This window comes from Aminipila sp. (genome assembly GCF_032051575.1).
In the GTDB taxonomy this organism is placed as follows: Bacteria; Bacillota; Clostridia; order Peptostreptococcales; family Anaerovoracaceae; genus Aminipila.
The window spans coordinates 24,951-42,728 of record NZ_DAMBYD010000018.1; the positions used below are offsets into that span (position 1 = coordinate 24,951).

At 43.5% G+C, this 17,778-nt stretch carries 21 protein-coding genes; all 21 read left to right on the forward strand.

The genetic code is table 11. From position 1 onward, the window contains the following. The 21 genes from RTW14_RS18165 to RTW14_RS18260 all read left to right on the forward strand — a co-directional run bounded on the left by RTW14_RS18165 (window position 1) and on the right by RTW14_RS18260 (window position 17,744). A complete protein-coding gene (locus RTW14_RS18165) occupies window positions 1–435 on the forward strand; it encodes a DUF7768 domain-containing protein (RefSeq protein WP_312654141.1) in 435 nt (144 codons plus the stop codon). Then, complete coding sequence (locus RTW14_RS18710; RefSeq protein ID WP_331654508.1) at window positions 432–848, forward strand: hypothetical protein; 417 nt, start codon at window positions 432–434, stop codon at window positions 846–848. The genes RTW14_RS18165 and RTW14_RS18710 overlap by 4 nt, the downstream gene beginning before the upstream one ends. Further along, window positions 842–2,788, forward strand: coding sequence for a virulence-associated E family protein (locus RTW14_RS18170; protein WP_331654509.1), 1,947 nt, complete (start codon window positions 842–844; stop codon window positions 2,786–2,788). Before RTW14_RS18710 ends, RTW14_RS18170 begins: the two co-directional genes overlap by 7 nt. 214 nt (window positions 2,789–3,002) lie before the next feature. Further along, window positions 3,003–3,290 (forward strand): VRR-NUC domain-containing protein, encoded by a 288-nt coding sequence (locus RTW14_RS18175; protein ID WP_312654143.1) that lies wholly within the window; start codon window positions 3,003–3,005, stop codon window positions 3,288–3,290. A gap of 118 nt (window positions 3,291–3,408) precedes the next feature. After that, entirely contained in the window at window positions 3,409–4,644 is a 1,236-nt protein-coding gene (locus RTW14_RS18180) for a DEAD/DEAH box helicase (protein ID WP_334308186.1), read from the forward strand. Next, the gene (locus RTW14_RS18185) at window positions 4,641–4,865 is read left to right on the forward strand and encodes a hypothetical protein (protein WP_312654145.1); all 225 of its coding nucleotides are present in this window, start codon (window positions 4,641–4,643) and stop codon (window positions 4,863–4,865) included. The genes RTW14_RS18180 and RTW14_RS18185 overlap by 4 nt, the downstream gene beginning before the upstream one ends. Beyond that, on the forward strand, window positions 4,862–5,287 hold the full coding sequence (locus RTW14_RS18190; protein ID WP_312654149.1) for a DUF1492 domain-containing protein: 426 nt from the start codon (window positions 4,862–4,864) through the stop codon (window positions 5,285–5,287). The genes RTW14_RS18185 and RTW14_RS18190 overlap by 4 nt, the downstream gene beginning before the upstream one ends. A gap of 230 nt (window positions 5,288–5,517) precedes the next feature. Beyond that, on the forward strand, window positions 5,518–5,787 hold the full coding sequence (locus RTW14_RS18195; RefSeq protein WP_331654511.1) for an HNH endonuclease signature motif containing protein: 270 nt from the start codon (window positions 5,518–5,520) through the stop codon (window positions 5,785–5,787). Between the two features lie 104 nt (window positions 5,788–5,891). Further along, window positions 5,892–6,443 (forward strand): P27 family phage terminase small subunit, encoded by a 552-nt coding sequence (locus tag RTW14_RS18200; RefSeq protein ID WP_312654151.1) that lies wholly within the window; start codon window positions 5,892–5,894, stop codon window positions 6,441–6,443. Between the two features lie 18 nt (window positions 6,444–6,461). Beyond that, window positions 6,462–7,640, forward strand: a complete 1,179-nt coding sequence (gene metK, locus RTW14_RS18205) for a methionine adenosyltransferase (RefSeq protein ID WP_312654153.1) — start codon at window positions 6,462–6,464, stop codon at window positions 7,638–7,640. After that, the gene (locus RTW14_RS18210) at window positions 7,615–8,859 is read left to right on the forward strand and encodes a site-specific DNA-methyltransferase (protein WP_312654155.1); all 1,245 of its coding nucleotides are present in this window, start codon (window positions 7,615–7,617) and stop codon (window positions 8,857–8,859) included. The genes metK and RTW14_RS18210 overlap by 26 nt, the downstream gene beginning before the upstream one ends. After that, window positions 8,849–10,714 (forward strand): DNA cytosine methyltransferase, encoded by a 1,866-nt coding sequence (locus tag RTW14_RS18215; RefSeq protein WP_312654157.1) that lies wholly within the window; start codon window positions 8,849–8,851, stop codon window positions 10,712–10,714. Before RTW14_RS18210 ends, RTW14_RS18215 begins: the two co-directional genes overlap by 11 nt. A 98-nt stretch (window positions 10,715–10,812) precedes the next feature. After that, a complete protein-coding gene (locus RTW14_RS18220; protein ID WP_312654159.1) occupies window positions 10,813–11,616 on the forward strand; it encodes a virulence protein in 804 nt (267 codons plus the stop codon). Beyond that, window positions 11,609–11,836, forward strand: a complete 228-nt coding sequence (locus RTW14_RS18225) for a DUF4314 domain-containing protein (RefSeq protein WP_312654161.1) — start codon at window positions 11,609–11,611, stop codon at window positions 11,834–11,836. Before RTW14_RS18220 ends, RTW14_RS18225 begins: the two co-directional genes overlap by 8 nt. 147 nt (window positions 11,837–11,983) lie before the next feature. Beyond that, the gene (locus RTW14_RS18230) at window positions 11,984–12,883 is read left to right on the forward strand and encodes an amidoligase family protein (RefSeq protein ID WP_312654164.1); all 900 of its coding nucleotides are present in this window, start codon (window positions 11,984–11,986) and stop codon (window positions 12,881–12,883) included. Window positions 12,884–12,918: 35 nt separating this feature from the next. Then, a complete protein-coding gene (locus RTW14_RS18235; RefSeq protein WP_312654167.1) occupies window positions 12,919–13,368 on the forward strand; it encodes a gamma-glutamylcyclotransferase family protein in 450 nt (149 codons plus the stop codon). After that, window positions 13,361–13,540 (forward strand): DUF5049 domain-containing protein, encoded by a 180-nt coding sequence (locus tag RTW14_RS18240; protein WP_312654169.1) that lies wholly within the window; start codon window positions 13,361–13,363, stop codon window positions 13,538–13,540. The genes RTW14_RS18235 and RTW14_RS18240 overlap by 8 nt, the downstream gene beginning before the upstream one ends. A 74-nt stretch (window positions 13,541–13,614) precedes the next feature. Next, window positions 13,615–15,255 carry a terminase large subunit gene (locus RTW14_RS18245; RefSeq protein ID WP_442871577.1) on the forward strand — a complete coding sequence of 547 codons (1,641 nt, stop codon included), beginning with the start codon at window positions 13,615–13,617 and terminating at the stop codon, window positions 15,253–15,255. 85 nt (window positions 15,256–15,340) lie between these two features. Beyond that, window positions 15,341–15,706 (forward strand): hypothetical protein, encoded by a 366-nt coding sequence (locus tag RTW14_RS18250; protein ID WP_312654171.1) that lies wholly within the window; start codon window positions 15,341–15,343, stop codon window positions 15,704–15,706. 71 nt (window positions 15,707–15,777) lie between these two features. After that, complete coding sequence (locus tag RTW14_RS18255; protein ID WP_312654173.1) at window positions 15,778–17,034, forward strand: phage portal protein; 1,257 nt, start codon at window positions 15,778–15,780, stop codon at window positions 17,032–17,034. Continuing rightward, window positions 17,031–17,744: a head maturation protease, ClpP-related gene (locus tag RTW14_RS18260; protein ID WP_312654175.1), complete on the forward strand. Its 714-nt coding sequence runs from the start codon at window positions 17,031–17,033 to the stop codon at window positions 17,742–17,744. The genes RTW14_RS18255 and RTW14_RS18260 overlap by 4 nt, the downstream gene beginning before the upstream one ends. The last annotated feature ends 34 nt before the right edge of the window (window positions 17,745–17,778 follow it).

Sequence of the window (17,778 nt, forward strand, 5' to 3'; positions counted from 1 at the left end):
ATGGGAGTCGATATGAAAAACTCTGAAGGCTACATGGACTTAGTGCCATATCAAGCACTTACCAATATTGAAAGAGAGGACAAGGCGGCGGTATCAAAACCCGCCTTCCGTCCTTTGGTTTATATATGTGCACCATTTAGTGGGTCAGTTAAGGAAAATGTATTAAAAGCCACTCGGTTTGCAGAATTTGCTTTTAAATGTGGATGTATCCCACTGACCCCGCACCTTCTATTTCCTTTCATGGATGACAGCAATGAGAAAGAGCGTGAACTCGCTATTTTCATGGATATCATCCTTATGGGTAAATGCCAGGAAGTGTGGGTGCTCGGTGATGTTATTTCAAGGGGTATGAGTATTGAAATAGAAAAGGCAAAGAAACGCAGACAGCCGATTAGGTATTTCAATAAAGATTTTAAGGAGGTAGATGCTCTATGAAGATAGCATACGGCAATAGCCGGATGGATAAAAAGTGGAAGAACAGCGATATCAGCTGGGAGGATTTCTGCTCCCGTGTTAAGACAACACAGCGTACCACCGAAACCGTGGAAGAATACCGAAAGATGAAAAAGGGCGGACAGGATTCAATCAAAGATGTCGGTGGCTTTGTCGGCGGTCACTTAAAAGATGGCAGACGTAAAAAAGGCAATGTGCTGTCACGCTCCATGCTAACCCTTGATATGGACTATGGCACAAGCAGTATCTGGGGTGAAATCTGTACCTTCTTCCCTTATCAGTGCTGCATTTATTCTACGCATAAGCACACTTCAGAAAATCCAAGGCTTAGACTGATCATTCCTCTCTCCCGTGATGTGGAGAAGAAGAATATGCTGCGGTCAGCCGTATGGTAGCAAAGGAGGTAGGCATTGACCTATTTGACGACACTACCTATGAACCAGAAAGGTTAATGTATTGGCCTTCTACATCAAGAAACGGTGTGTTTGTATATGAAGAAAAAGACGGCTCACTCCTTGACCCAGATGCGTTTCTTAATAAATATGATGATTGGCATGACACAAGCACTTGGCCTGTATCCTCCAGGCAATCAGAGGTTATAGAACGTTCATTAAAAGAGCAAGCTGACCCACTTTCCAAGGAAGGTGTGGTTGGCACTTTCTGCCGTACCTATTCAATAAGAGATGCGATTGAAAATTTTCTGGAGGATGTATATGAGCCTTCAGCGATGACCGGTAGATATGATTATATTCCAGCTGACTCAAGTGCCGGTGTCATTGTCTATGATGATAAGTTTGCATATTCCCACCATGCGACAGATCCTGCAAGCGGGAGACTGCTTAATGCTTTTGATCTTGTTCGTATTCATAAGTTTGGCAACTTGGATGACAGAGCATCGGAGGGTACATCTCCGAGCAAGCTGCCATCCTATGTTGCTATGTGTGAATTTGCCATTAAGGACGATGAAGTAAAGTCTCAGTTTGCCAAAGAGCGTATGGATCAGGCAACAGCTGACTTTACGGAAGACACTTGGCAGACGGCACTTGAACTTGATAAACAAGGTAAGATTAAGGATACCCTCGACAATATTGTTCTTATAATCCGAAATGACCCAGAACTGCAGTCTCTTGCCTTTAACAAACACCGTGATGGTATTGATGCAAGAAACGGTCTACCTTGGAGCCAGATGAAGGAAGGGTGGAATGACTCTGACAATGCCGCCCTAAAAGTGTATATATCTAATAAATATGGGGTCTACTCCCCAACTAAGACGAAAGATGCGATTCTTGCTGTGGCAGCAGAAAGGGCATATCACCCTATAAAAGAATACCTCGATAATCTGCCCAGTTGGGATGGTATCTACAGAGTTGAAACTCTGCTTGTTGATTATTTCGGAGCAACAGACAATTCCTATACAAGGGCGGTTACAAGAAAGACAATGGTTGCTGCTGTAGCACGCATTTATCACCCCGGAACAAAGTTTGATAGTGTACTTATCCTTAATGGTCCACAGGGAATCGGTAAATCAACCTTCTTTGCAAAACTTGCAGGAGATTGGTTTTCTGATAGCTTGACCCTAACGGATATGAAGGATAAAGCCGGTCCCGAAAAATTGCAGGGTTATTGGATGCTGGAACTTGGGGAGCTTGCCGGAATGCGCAAGACCGATGTGGAGGTTGTGAAGTCCTTTATATCAAGGTGTGATGACAAGTACCGTGCCAGCTATGGCGTCAATGTAGAAAGTCATCCCCGTCAGTGTGTAATTGTAGGTTCTACCAATGCAGAGAGTGGATTTCTTCGAGATATCACAGGCAACAGGCGGTTCTGGCCTGTTCGTATCAGCGGTAACGGTAAGAAGAAGGCCTGGCAGATGTCTGTTTATGATGTTGAGCAGATATGGGCAGAAACACTGGTGCTTTATGAGAAGGGCGAAAAACTCTACCTTGAAGGTGATGATGTGCATTTAGCTACCAGTGAGCAGGATGATGCCATGGAAAGCGATGAGCGTGAAGGGTTAGTTCGTACTTATCTCGATACGCTTTTGCCGGAGGATTGGGATACCATGTCAGCTTACGAGCGTAGAAACTTCCTAAACGGTAGTGAATTTGGCGGAGAATCTCATGTCGGTACGGTAGAACGTACCCTTGTTTGTAATATGGAAATCTGGTGCGAGTGCTTCGGTAAAGATGCGGCTGCCATGAAACCTGCAGACTCTTATGCCATTGCAGGCATTATGAAGAAGATCGGTAATTGGAACAAGTACACCGGGAACAAGAACGGAACAAGCAATTTTCCGATTTACGGCAAGCAACGTTGTTACGAGCGAAAAAGGTAACGGTAGTTCCTTGTTTTATGGTTGTTACCTATAGTTGTTCTCTTGAAACCGTAGGAAATATCGATACTTCGGCTTTACGGGAATAACAGGAACAAGACTTTTACTACTTAGTAATAAATAAAAAAATAATAGTAGGAATGTTGTATGTGCGCGCGTATAGGAAAAATCGTTCAAAGTTGTGCCTGTTGTTCCCTATTAAGAAATGGAGGACATTATGCAAGAAAAATATATAGAGCAAAAATTGATAGCAGCAGTAAAAAACATGGGAGGCATTGCCCCAAAGTTTGTAAGTCCAGGATTTAATGGTATGCCAGACCGCCTTGTGCTCCTACCTATGGGTAGAATCGCATTTGTTGAATTAAAAGCACCGGGCAAAATGATGCGTCCTCTGCAAGTAAGACGAAAAAGGCAACTGGAAGCGTTAGGATTTTTAGTTTACTGCATTGATGGTGTAGAGCAGATAGATGAAGTGCTACGAGAGATGGGAGGTGATGCCGAATGAAGTTCATACCACATGATTATCAGCAGTTTGCAATTGATTTTATAGAAAGCAAGCCAATATCTGCGATATTCCTTGATATGGGCTTAGGTTAGGAAAGACAGCAATCACGCTTACTGCATTGTTTGATTTATGCCTTGATAAATTTGAAATTAGAAAAGTATTGATTATTGCTCCACTAAGAGTAGCATCTCAAACATGGCCTGCTGAAATAAAAAAGTGGGATCACCTCAAAGGCTTATCTTACTCTGTGGCTGTAGGAACGGAAAAAGACAGAATCAATGCTCTTATGAAAAGAGCCACCCTTTATATCATCAACCGCGAAAATGTAGACTGGCTTGTAAACAAGAGCGGTATTCCCTTTGACTTCGATATGCTTGTTATTGATGAGTTATCCTCTTTTAAATCCTACGGTGCAAAGCGGTTCAAAAGCCTTCTGAAAGTAAGACCATATGTAAAAAGGATTGTAGGTTTGACGGGAACACCTTCAAGTAACGGACTTATGGATTTATGGGCAGAGTTTCGTGTTCTTGATTTAGGTCAAAGGCTTGGAAGGTACATAACCCACTATCGCAGTGCCTACTTTGTACCGGATAAGCGTAATGCTGAGATTATCTTTTCATATAAGCCACTGCCGGGTGCTGAAGAAAGGATATACAGCCAAATATCTGATATTACGATTTCTATGAAGTCTGCAGATTATCTTAAAATGCCTGAATGCGTCATAAATGAAGTACCTGTGTATCTGAGTGAAAAGGAATGGAGCATTTATTCGGATTTCCGAGATGAGATGGTTGCAAATTTAGGTGATGAAGAAATTGATGCAGTAAATGCGGCAGTTCTTTCCGGCAAACTCCTGCAGATGGCCAATGGTGCTGTTTATGATGATAAAAATAAAGCTCATCTTATTCATGATAGAAAACTTGATGCCTTGGAGGACTTGATTGAAGGTGCAAATGGGAAACCTGTGCTGGTTGCCTACTGGTACAAGCATGACCTGGAGCGTATCCAGAAGAGATTTTCTGCTAGGCAGATAAAGACATCGAAAGATATTGAAGATTGGAATAACGGCAATATCCCAATAGCCGCTATTCATCCGGCAAGTGCAGGACACGGACTTAATCTTCAAAGTGGAGGTTCAACCCTTATATGGTTTGGACTTACCTGGTCTTTGGAGTTGTATCAGCAAACTAATGCCCGTCTTTATAGGCAAGGTCAAAATGAAACGGTTGTGATACACCACATTATTGTTAAAGATACCATAGATGAAGATGTTATGACTGCACTTACAAGAAAAGAAAAAACACAAACCTCTTTAATTGATGCTGTAAAGGCAAAATTGGAGGTGGTGCGATGACCGACCCTTATGAACAACTTGCAAACGCCGTAATTCTGCAAGCTGTCAAGGATTATAGGGATGCACTAAAGAAACTGAAAAAACGTCCCCGCTATGACCCTGCGAAGGACATGATATCCGAGGTGGAGAGGTTCTTCCATTCTTCTTGGTATAGAGAACTTACCTCTGTTGATGGGAATTTTCTAATCAAAAATTTAAGATTGGAGGTAAGTAAAGGATGAAAGTAAAGGAATATTTACACCAAGCATATAGGCTTGATAAAAGAATACAATCTGACATTGAGGAGATGGAGTGCCTAAGAGAAATGGCAACAAGTGTATCATCACCAAGCTGGGATGAAAAGGTGCAAACTTCACGAAATACAGATGCCAAGTTTGTAAGATGTTTAGAGCGGATTATAGATTTGGAAAGTAAGATAAATGCTGAAGTGGATAATCTTGTAGCACTGAAAGAACAGATAAGGTGTGTTATTAACGAGGTTGCAGACACGGATGAACGCATGGTCTTACGCTATAGGTACGTTCATAACTTCACTTGGGAACAAATCGGTGATGAACTTAATGCCGACAGAACAACGGTTTATAGGTGGCATAATGCAGCACTCAACCATGTGACTCTTCCTGAAGATCCTATTAAAATATAGTTTGCACATTCTGCAACACTTTGCAACAAGATACCACAGTTGCATTTATGTTATTATATAATCAGCGAAATAGAATAGATTCCAAGCCTTGTGGGTTCGTCCTGCGGGGCTTTTTCTACGCCCAAAAGCGAGGTGAAATGATGCCCTACAAACCAAAGCGTCCTTGTGCTTACCCCGGCTGCGGTCGGCTTGCTGAACGTGAGCAATACTGCACCGAGCATCAAAAGGCAATGGATAAACATTACAACCAACATGAACGTGACCCTTTCTCCAATAAACGATATGGTCGTGCTTGGAAACGCATTCGTGACCGCTACATCAAATCGCATCCTCTTTGTGAGGAGTGTGAGAAACAAGGCAGGCTTACTCCTGCCGAAGAGGTACACCACATCCTTCCGCTTTCCAAAGGTGGTGGTAACGAGAAGAGCAATCTCATGGCTCTTTGTAAATCCTGTCACTCAAGGATTACTGCTGAGAGCGGTGACCGGTGGGGGCGGTAAAATCTCTAAAACTTTTTATAGCGGACAGCGGCGTGGGGCTTCGTGTGAAAAAATGCGGTTTCAAACGAGGGAATAGCCTTGGCCCTGCAAAGTGAGGTGATTATATGGCAAAAGACGGTACAAATCGAGGTGGCGCTCGTGTTGGAGCAGGTGCAAAAAAGAAACCACTGGCTGACAAAATCGCCGAAGGCAATCCGGGAGGCAGGAAACTGACCGTGATGGAATTTAATGATACTGCAGACCTTAAAGGCCTTGAAATGCCTGAACCTAATAAAATGCTTGAGGCTATACAAAAAGACGGCAAAGCACTGGTTGCAGGAGAAATCTACAGAAACACATGGCAGTGGCTGAATGAACGTGGGTGTGCTGCCCTCGTCTCACCACAGCTTTTAGAACGCTATGCCATGAGCGTGGCTCGTTGGATTCAATGTGAGGAAGCAGTCACTGAATACGGATTTTTAGCAAAACATCCTACTACGGGAAATGCCATTCAAAGTCCATATGTGGCAATGGGTCAGAATTACATGAACCAAACAAACCGGTTGTGGATGGAGATATTCCAGATCGTCAAAGAAAACTGCACCGGTGAATATAGCGGCGCTAATCCACAGGACGATGTAATGGAACGTCTGCTCACAGCAAGGCGAGGAAAATAAATAAGATAGGAGAAAAATATGATTACTTATAAAACAGCAGAAAGTGTTTGTGCTGGGCATCCGGATAAGCTTTGTGACCTCATTGCTGATAATATTCTGGATGCTTGTATGCGTAAGGATAAAGCTTCTCGTGTGGCTTGTGAGGTCATGGCTACTAAAGGAAAAATTATCGTGGCGGGCGAAATCACCTGCAGCGGTAAAGTGGATATCCGCTTCATCGTAAAAAATGTACTTCGAGAGGTCGGATACAATCCGTGGAAGTTCACAGTATTTGTGTTCGTACATCAGCAAAGTGCAGATATTGCGGCAGGTGTAGATACTGCACTTGAAGTGAGAAATGGTATTACTGACTCGTATGGTTCTATTGGAGCCGGAGATCAAGGCACGGTTTACGGTTATGCAACAAATGAAACCAGTAAGAATCTACCCCTGCCCCTAGTGCTTTCTCATCGTATCGTAAAGCGTATTGATGATTGCCGTAAAGGAAAACTTATCAAAGGAATTTTACCAGATGGTAAAGCACAGGTAACAGTGGAATATGAGGACGGTAAGCCAAGACGTGTAAAAACAATTGTAGTTTCAGTCCAGCATGATAAAGACAAAACCCAGGAAGAACTGAGTTCAGATATCCGAAATAATGTACTTTGGCAGTGCTTTGAAGATTTTCCATTTGATGATGGTACCGAAATTCTTATTAACCCCTCTGGAAGATTTGTCGAGGGTGGTCCTGCTGCCGACACAGGATTGACTGGCAGAAAAATCATGGTCGATACCTATGGTGGCCTTGCATCCCACGGCGGAGGTGCCCTTTGTGGCAAGGACCCGACTAAGGTTGACCGAAGTGGTGCCTACATGGCACGGTACATTGCGAAGAATATTGTTTGGAGCGGTCTTGCAGAAAAATGTGAGGTCGCTCTTTCTTATGCCATAGGAAAGGCAAACCCTGTGGCTGTTGATGTGACTTCCTTTGGTACAGGTAAGATCACAGATGATCAGCTTTCTAATATTGTGCAGGAAGTGTTTAACCTCAGACCTGCTGCAATCATTGAAAAACTACACTTAAGAAATGCCATCTATTCCGATACAGCGGTTTACGGACATTTTAATTCCAGTCTGTTCCCCTGGGAGAATGTCAATATGTACACAAATTTGAGAAAGGCGGCTGAATTATATGCAGATAGAAAAATTGAAAACTGAGTTGTTGATTCCAGCCGACTATAATCCTCGTAAAGACTTGAAACCAGGTGACCCGGAATACGAAAAGCTAAAACGCTCCATCGAGCAGTTCGGTTATGTTGAACCCGTTATATGGAATAAAACCACATCTCATGTTGTCGGTGGACATCAGCGTCTGAAGGTGCTACTTGATATGGGTATCAATGAAGTTGAGTGTGTAGTTATCGAGATGAACGAGGAAAAAGAAAAGGCACTCAATATCGCTCTCAATAAAATAAGCGGTGACTGGGATAAAGACAAATTGATGCTTTTAATTGCTGATCTGCAAGGAGCTGACTTTGACGTATCCCTCACCGGATTTGAGCCTGCTGAACTGGATGCATTGTTTAAGGATTCACTTAAGGATGGCATTCATGAAGATGACTTCGATGTAGATGCAGAACTGCAAAAGCCTGCACTCACCAAGCAAGGAGATGTTTGGATGCTTGGGCAGCACAGGCTCGTCTGCGGTGATTCCACTAAGGCTGACACTTTTACACTACTGATGAACGGGAAACTCGCAAATCTTGTGGTTACCGACCCTCCGTACAACGTCAACTATGAAGGTTCGGCGGGTAAAATTAAGAACGACAATATGGGCAATGAAGCGTTCTACGAATTTCTGCTTGAGGCGTTTAAGAATACCGAAGCGGCAATGGCGAAGGATGCTTCTATTTATGTATTCCATGCAGATACTGAAGGTTTGAATTTCAGAAAGGCATTTTCAGATGCCGGCTTCTATCTCTCAGGCACTTGCATTTGGAAAAAGCAGTCCCTTGTTCTCGGTCGCTCCCCTTATCAATGGCAGCATGAGCCTGTTCTTTTTGGTTGGAAGAAATCCGGCAAGCACAACTGGTATGCCGATAGAAAGCAGACTACTATATGGGAATTTGAAAAGCCAAAGAAAAATACTGACCATCCGACAATGAAACCAGTAGCGTTGGTAGCATATCCAATTTTAAATAGCAGTTTGTCTAATTGTATCGTACTCGATCCCTTTGGCGGAAGTGGTTCTACCCTTATTGCTTGTGAGCAGACGGACAGGATATGCTATACCATTGAATTGGATGAAAAATACTGTGACGTTATTGTAAAGAGATATATTGAGCAGGTCGGAAGCGCAGATGGTGTATTTCTTTTGAGAGAAGGCTTGGAAATCCGATATAGTGATCTGCCGGAGGTGAGTGCCGATGATGCATAAACTTACCCTCGGCTCACTGTTTGACGGCAGCGGTGGTTTTCCTTTGGGTGGTCTGCTCTGTGGTATCAAGCCGTTATGGGCATCCGAAATTGAGCCGTTTCCTTTACGGGTTACAACAAAAAGGTTGCCTTTTATGAAACACTACGGTGATGTCTCTTGCCTGGATGGTGGCAAGATAGAACCGGTTGATATAATTACATTTGGCTCACCTTGTCAGGATATGTCAGTGGCGGGTAAGCGTGATGGCTTGGACGGAGAACGTTCAAGTCTTTTTTATGATGCCATTCGAATTGTAAAAGAAATGAGGTGTGCTACAGATGGCAAATATCCAAGATACATCGTCTGGGAGAACGTGCCGGGTGCTTTCTCCTCAAACAAAGGAGAGGACTTCAGATGTGTCCTTGAAAGCATCTGCCGCATCAAAGATGAAACCTTATCAGTTCCTAAAGCTGATAAATGGAGGCAAGCAGGAACTGTCATGGGAGATAATTTCTCCATTGCCTGGCGAGTGCTTGATGCTCAATACTGGGGAGTTCCCCAACGAAGAAAACGCATCTTCCTTGTCGCAGATTTTGCAGGTGGGAGTGCCGGAGAAGTACTATTTAAGTCAGAAGGCTTGTCTGGGTATTCTAAGGAGAGCTTCCGCTCGTGGCAAGGAGCTGCCGATTGTTTTGAAAACGGCATTAGAGAAACAGGCACAAGCAGTGTGATCTTAAATGACCAAGGTGGCAATCGGATGGATATCACGGAAGATGTCACTTGCACTCTTCGAGCAGAGGCACATCACCCACCTTGTGTTATGGATGCAGCCGTTTTTGATAATCACGGAAGAGATACTCGCTTTACGGGACCGATTGATGTTGCACCGACAATATCAGCCACTTATGGAACAGGCGGTAATAATCAGCCTTTTGTGGTTGGTGATACACCTAAAACTCTCAAAATCCGGTCTGGTTGTGAAGGTGGCGGTAAAGGTGCTCTTATCCAGAATGATAAATCAGCAACGCTATCCTGCAACAATGACCAGACGTTATTTGTACCGAAAGCTTATGGTATCTGCTCTAAAGACAGCAATGCCATGAAGTCATCTAATCCCAACAGCGGAGTATATGAGGCCGATACTTCACGAACCATTGATGGGAATGGAGGAAATCCTTCCTGCAATCAAGGTGGTATTGCTATTGTAGAAAGTTATGCTCTGCAAGGCTCCATGATTGGAAGAAAGGATAAGAACGGCCCACAGGGTGACGGGGTTAATGAAAATATTAGCTTTACATTAAATACTGTAGATAAGCACGCTGTTGTTTTCGCTATTGATAGAGAATCTTTCAACTGCGGTCAAAATTATGCCAGAAATCTTGGGATTACAGAAGATGGAATATCATCAACACTAAATGCACAGGGACCAAGTGCTGTGGCAACTCCTACCTACTCTTCAAGCAAGGCATCATTTTTTACTACCGCCGAAGAAGAACTTGCAAATACACTGGTTGCTACTGACTACAAAGACCCTCCGCATATAAACGATACAGACGGTACACTATACACAGTCAGAAGGTTAACTCCGACCGAATGTGCAAGGCTTCAAGGTTTTCCGGATTGGTGGTGTAGTGATCTTGCAACAGAAAATCCAACCATGGATGACTTACGCACATGGTATGAAATATTCGAAACGCATCGCAAGGTTACGGGAAGGTCAACTAAGTCTAAGACTTTAAAACAGATATCCAAGTGGCTTAAAAATCCACATTCCGATTCTGCGGAATATAAGATGTGGGGCAACGGAGTGGCACTTCCATGTGTATATTTTGTTTTGTCGGGCATTGTGTTTACCATACAAGATACCGCCGAATAAAAGAACATTATTCTCTACATAAAATGCTCGAAATGACTTGCTATTTACAGCATTCAGAGTGATATATGTAGTACCGAAAAATGAAAGGCGGTATGAAAATGAAGATAAATTACAATGTTACAGGTCCAAAACGAAAATCGCTGGTCGGAGCAATCAGCCTGGAACTAAATGCTCCGACGATATACCTTGGTGCACCTACATTTGCTTACGAAGTAGGAGGCTACCACATCGATAAGAATGGAATGCTCGAGGGTGAGGACAATCCCAACTTGGTTGCTGACCTTCAGGGATTGCATGACTTTAAAGCGATTACAGAAGAATATGACGCACCACTTCCAGAACCAGATCCAGTGCCGGAGGATATCCAAATTCCTTACGAAGCAGCTCTTGGCGGAAGGGTCAGTCCTTACCATGATTATGAGGAGCCACCCGTATATGTAGAACCTGAGCAAATTGACGAGGTGGAAACTAACCGTTTGACCATTGATTTGCCAAGGTCGTCTTTCACAGATATGGCTCTTGAAAACCTCAAGCGATTAGTAGAAAGCAAAGCGTCCTTAATAAAAAAGGCTATAGGGACTGATTGCATCCCTATAATGACAACCGAAGAAACTATCAGTTTCTCTTGGTTTCAAGGAGAGCTTACTTCGGATGAGGTCAAAGCCTACACTCATTTTGTAACAGCACTATGTGAGACGGCAAAAACTCAGCAGAGAGTCAATGCTACCGAAAAGCAAGTAGAAAATGAAAAGTATGCTTTTCGCTGTTTCCTCGTCCGACTCGGTTTCGTAGGCTCCGAATACAAAGCGGAACGCAAAATCCTGCTAAAGAACTTATCCGGCAACAGTGCCTTTAAAAATGGTGCTCCTACTAAAGCTGAGGAGGTAATGGCTGATGAATAACTTTCCTTCAAGAGAGACTGTTGAACGCATCCGCAAGCAATATCCGGTGGGATGCCGAGTAGAACTTGTTCGTATGGACGATTTTCAAGCACCTCCCATCGGAACAAAAGGCATTGTCATCGGAGTAGATGACACAGGTAGTATTATGGTTCGCTGGGAGAATGGTTCTTCCTTAAATGTGGTTTACGGAGAGGATTTGTGCAGGAGAATCGAAGAGTAATATGCACACTTTTCGCTTGAAAAAGCAGAGTAAGATTGTGTAAAAAATGATTGTTTTTATCGAATAATTGTCTTGCTATTTACCCCTTTTAGAGTGATATATGTACATACCGAAAGGGACAAATACACTTTAAAGGAGCAAGAATCAATGCTAAACAAGAATTTTGGGATTGAAATTGAGTTCACAGGAATAACAAGAAACGAAGCTGCCAAGGTTGCCGCCGAATACCTAAACGGGACGGTTGTGAGCACAGGTGACTATTACGACACCAAGAAGATTACAACCGCTGACGGACGGGTTTGGAAAATTATGAGCGATGGTAGCATCTCTTGCCAGAAGAAACAAGGACGGCAGAAGGTTGCAGCAACCAAAGAATACAGCGTAGAGCTGGTAAGTCCTATCCTAACCTACCAAGGAGATATTGAAACATTGCAGGAACTGGTACGCAGGTTACGAAAGGCAGGAGCTTTCACTAACAACTCCTGCGGAATACACATTCACTTAGACGGAGCAGAGCACACAGCAAGGAGCATTCGAAACTTTGTAAATATCATCGCAAGCAAGAATGACCTTTTTTACAAGGCATTGCAGATAGCACCTTCACGAATGGGTTACTGCAAAAAGATGGATGAGATTTTGGTGGAAAAAATCAACCGTAAGAAACCAAAAACGCTGGCACAGATTGAGAGCCTTTGGTATGAGGGTTATAGCGAAAGTACCAATCGACATTACCATTCAAGCCGATACCATTTTCTTAACCTGCACAGCTTTTTCAACGGAAACCACACGATCGAACTCAGAGGATTTAACAGCGAACTTCATGCAGGCAAGATTAGAAGCTACATTGTTCTCGCCCTTGCATTGAACAACCAAGCACTGACACAAAAGTGTGCCTCTGCAAAGAAACCGCAGGTCGAGAATGAAAAGTTTGCAATGCGAACCTACCTCAACCGCATCGGTTTTATCGGCGAGGAATTCGCAAACTGCCGTGAACATTTGACCACCTACTTGGACGGCTCGGCAGCTTGGCGATTTCGAGCAGCCTGAGCGGTTGCCTTGCAAAAATAAGGAGGACAAAAACAATGAATAAAACATTCTATCTCGCCTATGGCTCAAATCTTAATCTTGAGCAAATGGCGCACCGTTGCCCCACAGCAAAGCCGGTTGGGCCGGTTGTTTTAAAGGACTACCAGTTATTGTTTCGAGGCGGACACGGCGGCGCTGTGGCAACCGTGGAGCCTTTTAAGGGCAATACAGTGCCATGCCTGCTGTGGGAGATTACCCCGGCTGACGAAGAGGCACTTGACCGTTACGAGGGTTTCCCGTTCCTATATCGAAAAGAAATAGTCAAAGTGAAACTTGGAAAAAGAAACGTAGAAACTATGGTGTACATCATGAACGATGGCAGACCACTTGGTACCCCGAGTTGCTATTATTACAGCGTCATCTTAGAGGGTTACAAGAGTGCGGATTTTGATATCGGTATTCTAAAGCAGGCTGTAGAGGATTCAAAGGAGGTCGAAAATGGATAAGAAGATAAAGGAACAGATACTTGCCATACGTGATACAGGTGAAACTAATATGTTTGATGTGAGAAAGGTGCAGGAAATTGCTCTGCGAGAAGGGTTTAATGAGCTACTTGTTTACCTTTCGGATAATACTGGCGCCTATTCCCGATTCATTTTGACTGGCGAAGAGAATTAAATAGTTTAAACCAATTAGGAACAGTGCCAAAAATGGCTCTGTTTCTCGTACAGATAGATTTGAAGGCTTGCTTGATGCAGGTCTATTTTTATGTGCAAAAGGAGGCGGCGGATATACGAAAACTCAAGAAATACACACCAACACTGTTTAAGGCGGCTGATTCGGTCTACGATAAGTCCACCGCTGATTATGCCGTAGCCTTTATCGAGGCACTCTCTCATACCAAAGGTACATGGGCGGGTAAGCCATTTGAACTAATCGACTGGCAAGAGCGGATTATCCGTGATGTATTTGGGATTTTAAAGCCGAACGGCTATCGGCAGTTCAATACTGCCTATGTGGAAATACCGAAAAAGATGGGAAAAAGTGAGCTTGCGGCGGCTGTTGCCCTGTTGCTCACCTGCGGAGATAACGAGGAACGTGCCGAGGTTTACGGCTGTGCTGCTGACCGCAACCAGGCATCTATCGTTTTTAACGTTGCAGCGGATATGGTGCGGATGTGTCCGGCTTTAGCAAAACGAGTGAAGATTCTTGACTCTACAAAGCGACTCATCTATCAACCAACGGGCAGTATTTATCAAGTGCTGTCAGCCGATGTCAGTAACAAGCATGGTTTCAATACCCACGGTGTTGTGTTTGACGAACTTCACACCCAACCGAACAGAAAGCTCTTCGATGTTATGACCAAAGGCAGTGGTGATGCAAGGATGCAGCCACTGTATTTTCTTATAACCACTGCTGGAGACAATCAGAATAGTATCTGCTGGGAAGTACATCAGAAGGCTTTGGATATCATTGATGGAAGAAAAAATGATCCTACTTTCTACCCTGTAATATATGGTGCTGCTTTAGAGGATGACTGGACTGATCCAAAGGTGTGGAAGAAAGCAAACCCATCGCTGGGAATCACGGTCAGCATGGATAAAGTTAAAGCTGCCTTTGAATCAGCAAGACAGAATCCTGCTGAAGAGAACAGTTTTAGGCAACTTAGGCTCAATCAATGGGTAAAACAGGCAGTGCGGTGGATGCCTATGGAAAAATGGGATGCCTGTGCATTTGCCGTTAACCCGGAATCACTGCATGGGCGAGTCTGCTACGGAGGTCTTGACCTATCGAGCAGTACGGATATTACAGCTTTCGTGCTGGTCTTTCCGCCATTGTATGAGGACGATAAATACACTGTTATGCCGTTCTTCTGGATACCGGAGGATAACATCGATTTACGTGTTCGGCGTGACCATGTAAATTACGATGTATGGAAAAAGCAAGGGTTTCTTAAAACCACGGAAGGCAATGTGGTGCATTACGGTTTCATTGAAACTTTTATTGAGGGGCTTGGTACAAAGTATAACATTAGAGAAATTGCCTTCGACCGATGGGGTGCTGTGCAAATGACGCAGAATCTTGAAAACCTTGGTTTCACTGTAGTTCCTTTCGGTCAAGGTTTTAAAGATATGTCTCCGCCTACCAAAGAACTGATGAAACTAACCTTGGAACAAAAGATTGCCCACGGTGGGCATCCAATTCTTCGTTGGATGATGGATAACATCTATATACGAACTGATCCTGCCGGAAATATCAAGGCAGACAAGGAAAAGTCAACTGAGAAAATTGACGGTGCCGTAGCAACTATTATGGCACTCGACCGTGCAATTCGTTGTGGCGGAGGTACGAGTTCTTCTGTTTATGATGAAAGGGGTTTATTAATATTTTGATTTGCAGCCATCCTTTGATTCTTTAAAATCATACGCCAGCTGCACTTTTCCATGCTATAATTAAGGAAAGGTGGAGGTGTAAAAGATGGAAAAAGAACATAGGAGCATTGAAAAAATTAATGATGATATAAAATCTGCGGGTCAGTCCTTTTTAGGATTAAACATGGCTGATTTGTTAACAAGAATTAAAGAACTTGATGATAAGATACTAAAAAGCAAGTTAATAGATGAATACCATTCAAACCAACACGGGTATTACGATAAAGACACAGGTGGCACAAGAACAAGGGTGAATTCAGCTATCCGAATTATAAAATCAGAAAAAGTATTATACGCTTTGGAGCAAATAGACGGATTGGACCCAAGAGTTCTACCAGAAGCAGTTGCTAAAGCAAAAGAAACAGTAGCAAAAATTAAGACGGGAGAACTAAAGCTGCCTAATCTTAATTAATAAGACACATAAGAGCATCTATTGCTGAATAGGTGCTTTTTTCATGCCCATTTTTAAGGAGAGTGTTGTCAATGGGAATATTACAAGGAATATTTAAGGCTCGTGATAAGCCTAAGGATAGTCTGAGCGGTAGTCGGTACAGTTTCTTTTTCGGAGGAACTACTGCTGGAAAACCTGTCAATGAAAACACGGCAATGCAGATGACGGCGGTCTACTCATGCGTGAGAATACTGGCTGAAACATTAGCCGGACTACCGCTTCATGTTTATAAATACAACGATAGTGGTGGCAAAGAGAAACATTTACAACATCCGTTATATAGATTGCTCCACGATGAGCCAAATCCAGAGATGACTTCCTTCACGTTCCGGGAAACGCTGATGAGTCATCTTTTATTATGGGGCAATGCTTATGCACAGATTATCCGAAATGCCCGTGGTGAGGTTATTGCTCTCTATCCGCTTATGCCAAACAAAATGACAGTCGACCGTGACAAAAGCGGACGGCTTTTTTATTTATATCAGCGAAGTGTAGAGGACGCACCCACCCTTGGCAAAGACAGCCTGGTCTATCTCGACCCATCCGATGTGCTCCATATCCCCGGCTTGGGTTTTGATGGATTGGTGGGATATTCACCGATTGCTATGGCCAAAAATGCCATTGGACTTGCGATGGCTACGGAAGAATATGGAGCGAAGTTCTTCGCTAATGGAGCGGCACCCGGTGGTGTGTTGGAACATCCAGGAACAATCAAGGACCCACAAAAGGTAAAAGACAGCTGGAATGCTGCCTATCAAGGTTCAACAAACTCTCACAGGGTGGCAGTGCTGGAAGAAGGCATGAAATATCAGCAAATAGGTATACCTCCGGAGCAAGCACAGTTTCTTGAAACACGGAAATTTCAGATTAATGAAATTGCCCGTATTTTTAGAGTGCCACCACATATGCTGGCTGACCTTGAGAAAAGTAGCTTTTCAAATATTGAGCAGCAGTCTTTAGAGTTTGTGAAATATACACTTGACCCATGGGTAGTTCGTTGGGAACAAAATATGTGCCGTTCTCTTCTCATGGCAAGTGAAAAACCTACGGTCTTCATCAAATTTAATGTGGACGGTCTGCTTCGAGGAGATTATGTAAGCCGTATGAGTGGCTACGCAACCGCAAGGCAAAATGGCTGGATGAGTGCGAATGACATCAGAGAGCTTGAGAACCTTGACCGAATTCCAGAGGAACTTGGAGGTGATCTTTATCTCATTAATGGAGCAATGACCAAATTACAGGATGCTGGTGCGTTCGCAAATACAACAAGATTGGAGGAAACCCAATGAAGAAATTTTGGAACTGGGTCAAGGATGAAAAATCCGACACCCGAACGCTCTACCTCGACGGCGTGATTGCCGAGGAATCATGGTTTGATGATGATGTCACCCCTAAGGCTTTCAAAGCAGATTTGTTTGCCGGTGAGGGTGACATTGTTATTTGGCTGAATTCACCGGGTGGTGATTGCATTGCCGCCAGCCAGATTTACACCATGCTTATGGACTACAAAGGAAAAGTGACCATCAAAATTGACGGCATCGCAGCATCTGCTGCCTCCGTAATCGCTATGGCAGGAACAACTGTGTTTATGGCACCTACTGCACTGATGATGGTGCATAACCCCTTGACCGTAGCAATCGGTGACAGCGAAGAAATGCAAAAAGCCATAGCCATGCTTTCAGAGGTAAAGGAAAGTATCATCAATGCTTATGAAATAAAGACTGGCTTATCAAGGACCAGGCTTTCTCATCTCATGGATGCGGAAACCTGGCTAAACGCTAATAAGGCAATTGAACTCGGTTTTGCAGATGAAATTTTGGAGGATGAGAAAAAGCACATTCAGCAAGATGACTTCACCTATGCTTTCAGCCGAAGAGCAGTCACAAATTCGTTACTTGATAAAGTATGTCCTAAGAAAACACCTGCCCAAAAAGGTACACCCGCTGATTCACTGGAAAAGCGGCTCAACAACATCATTCATGATCTCTCGGAATCATGAGTGATTATAAAAGCCCAAAGGGCTAATGAACTTA

What these genes read in the sequence shown, in the direction of transcription:
- RTW14_RS18165 (WP_312654141.1), top strand. Translation starts at nt 1, where the DNA reads ATGGGAGTCGATATGAAAAACTCTGAAGGCTACATGGACTTAGTGCCA.
- RTW14_RS18710 (WP_331654508.1), top strand. Translation starts at nt 432, where the DNA reads ATGAAGATAGCATACGGCAATAGCCGGATGGATAAAAAGTGGAAGAAC.
- RTW14_RS18170 (WP_331654509.1), top strand. Translation starts at nt 842, where the DNA reads ATGGTAGCAAAGGAGGTAGGCATTGACCTATTTGACGACACTACCTAT.
- RTW14_RS18175 (WP_312654143.1), top strand. Translation starts at nt 3,003, where the DNA reads ATGCAAGAAAAATATATAGAGCAAAAATTGATAGCAGCAGTAAAAAAC.
- RTW14_RS18185 (WP_312654145.1), top strand. Translation starts at nt 4,641, where the DNA reads ATGACCGACCCTTATGAACAACTTGCAAACGCCGTAATTCTGCAAGCT.
- RTW14_RS18190 (WP_312654149.1), top strand. Translation starts at nt 4,862, where the DNA reads ATGAAAGTAAAGGAATATTTACACCAAGCATATAGGCTTGATAAAAGA.
- RTW14_RS18195 (WP_331654511.1), top strand. Translation starts at nt 5,518, where the DNA reads ATGGATAAACATTACAACCAACATGAACGTGACCCTTTCTCCAATAAA.
- RTW14_RS18200 (WP_312654151.1), top strand. Translation starts at nt 5,892, where the DNA reads ATGGCAAAAGACGGTACAAATCGAGGTGGCGCTCGTGTTGGAGCAGGT.
- metK (WP_312654153.1), top strand. Translation starts at nt 6,462, where the DNA reads ATGATTACTTATAAAACAGCAGAAAGTGTTTGTGCTGGGCATCCGGAT.
- RTW14_RS18210 (WP_312654155.1), top strand. Translation starts at nt 7,615, where the DNA reads ATGCAGATAGAAAAATTGAAAACTGAGTTGTTGATTCCAGCCGACTAT.
- RTW14_RS18215 (WP_312654157.1), top strand. Translation starts at nt 8,849, where the DNA reads ATGATGCATAAACTTACCCTCGGCTCACTGTTTGACGGCAGCGGTGGT.
- RTW14_RS18220 (WP_312654159.1), top strand. Translation starts at nt 10,813, where the DNA reads ATGAAGATAAATTACAATGTTACAGGTCCAAAACGAAAATCGCTGGTC.
- RTW14_RS18225 (WP_312654161.1), top strand. Translation starts at nt 11,609, where the DNA reads ATGAATAACTTTCCTTCAAGAGAGACTGTTGAACGCATCCGCAAGCAA.
- RTW14_RS18230 (WP_312654164.1), top strand. Translation starts at nt 11,984, where the DNA reads ATGCTAAACAAGAATTTTGGGATTGAAATTGAGTTCACAGGAATAACA.
- RTW14_RS18235 (WP_312654167.1), top strand. Translation starts at nt 12,919, where the DNA reads ATGAATAAAACATTCTATCTCGCCTATGGCTCAAATCTTAATCTTGAG.
- RTW14_RS18240 (WP_312654169.1), top strand. Translation starts at nt 13,361, where the DNA reads ATGGATAAGAAGATAAAGGAACAGATACTTGCCATACGTGATACAGGT.
- RTW14_RS18245 (WP_442871577.1), top strand. Translation starts at nt 13,615, where the DNA reads ATGCAGGTCTATTTTTATGTGCAAAAGGAGGCGGCGGATATACGAAAA.
- RTW14_RS18250 (WP_312654171.1), top strand. Translation starts at nt 15,341, where the DNA reads ATGGAAAAAGAACATAGGAGCATTGAAAAAATTAATGATGATATAAAA.
- RTW14_RS18255 (WP_312654173.1), top strand. Translation starts at nt 15,778, where the DNA reads ATGGGAATATTACAAGGAATATTTAAGGCTCGTGATAAGCCTAAGGAT.
- RTW14_RS18260 (WP_312654175.1), top strand. Translation starts at nt 17,031, where the DNA reads ATGAAGAAATTTTGGAACTGGGTCAAGGATGAAAAATCCGACACCCGA.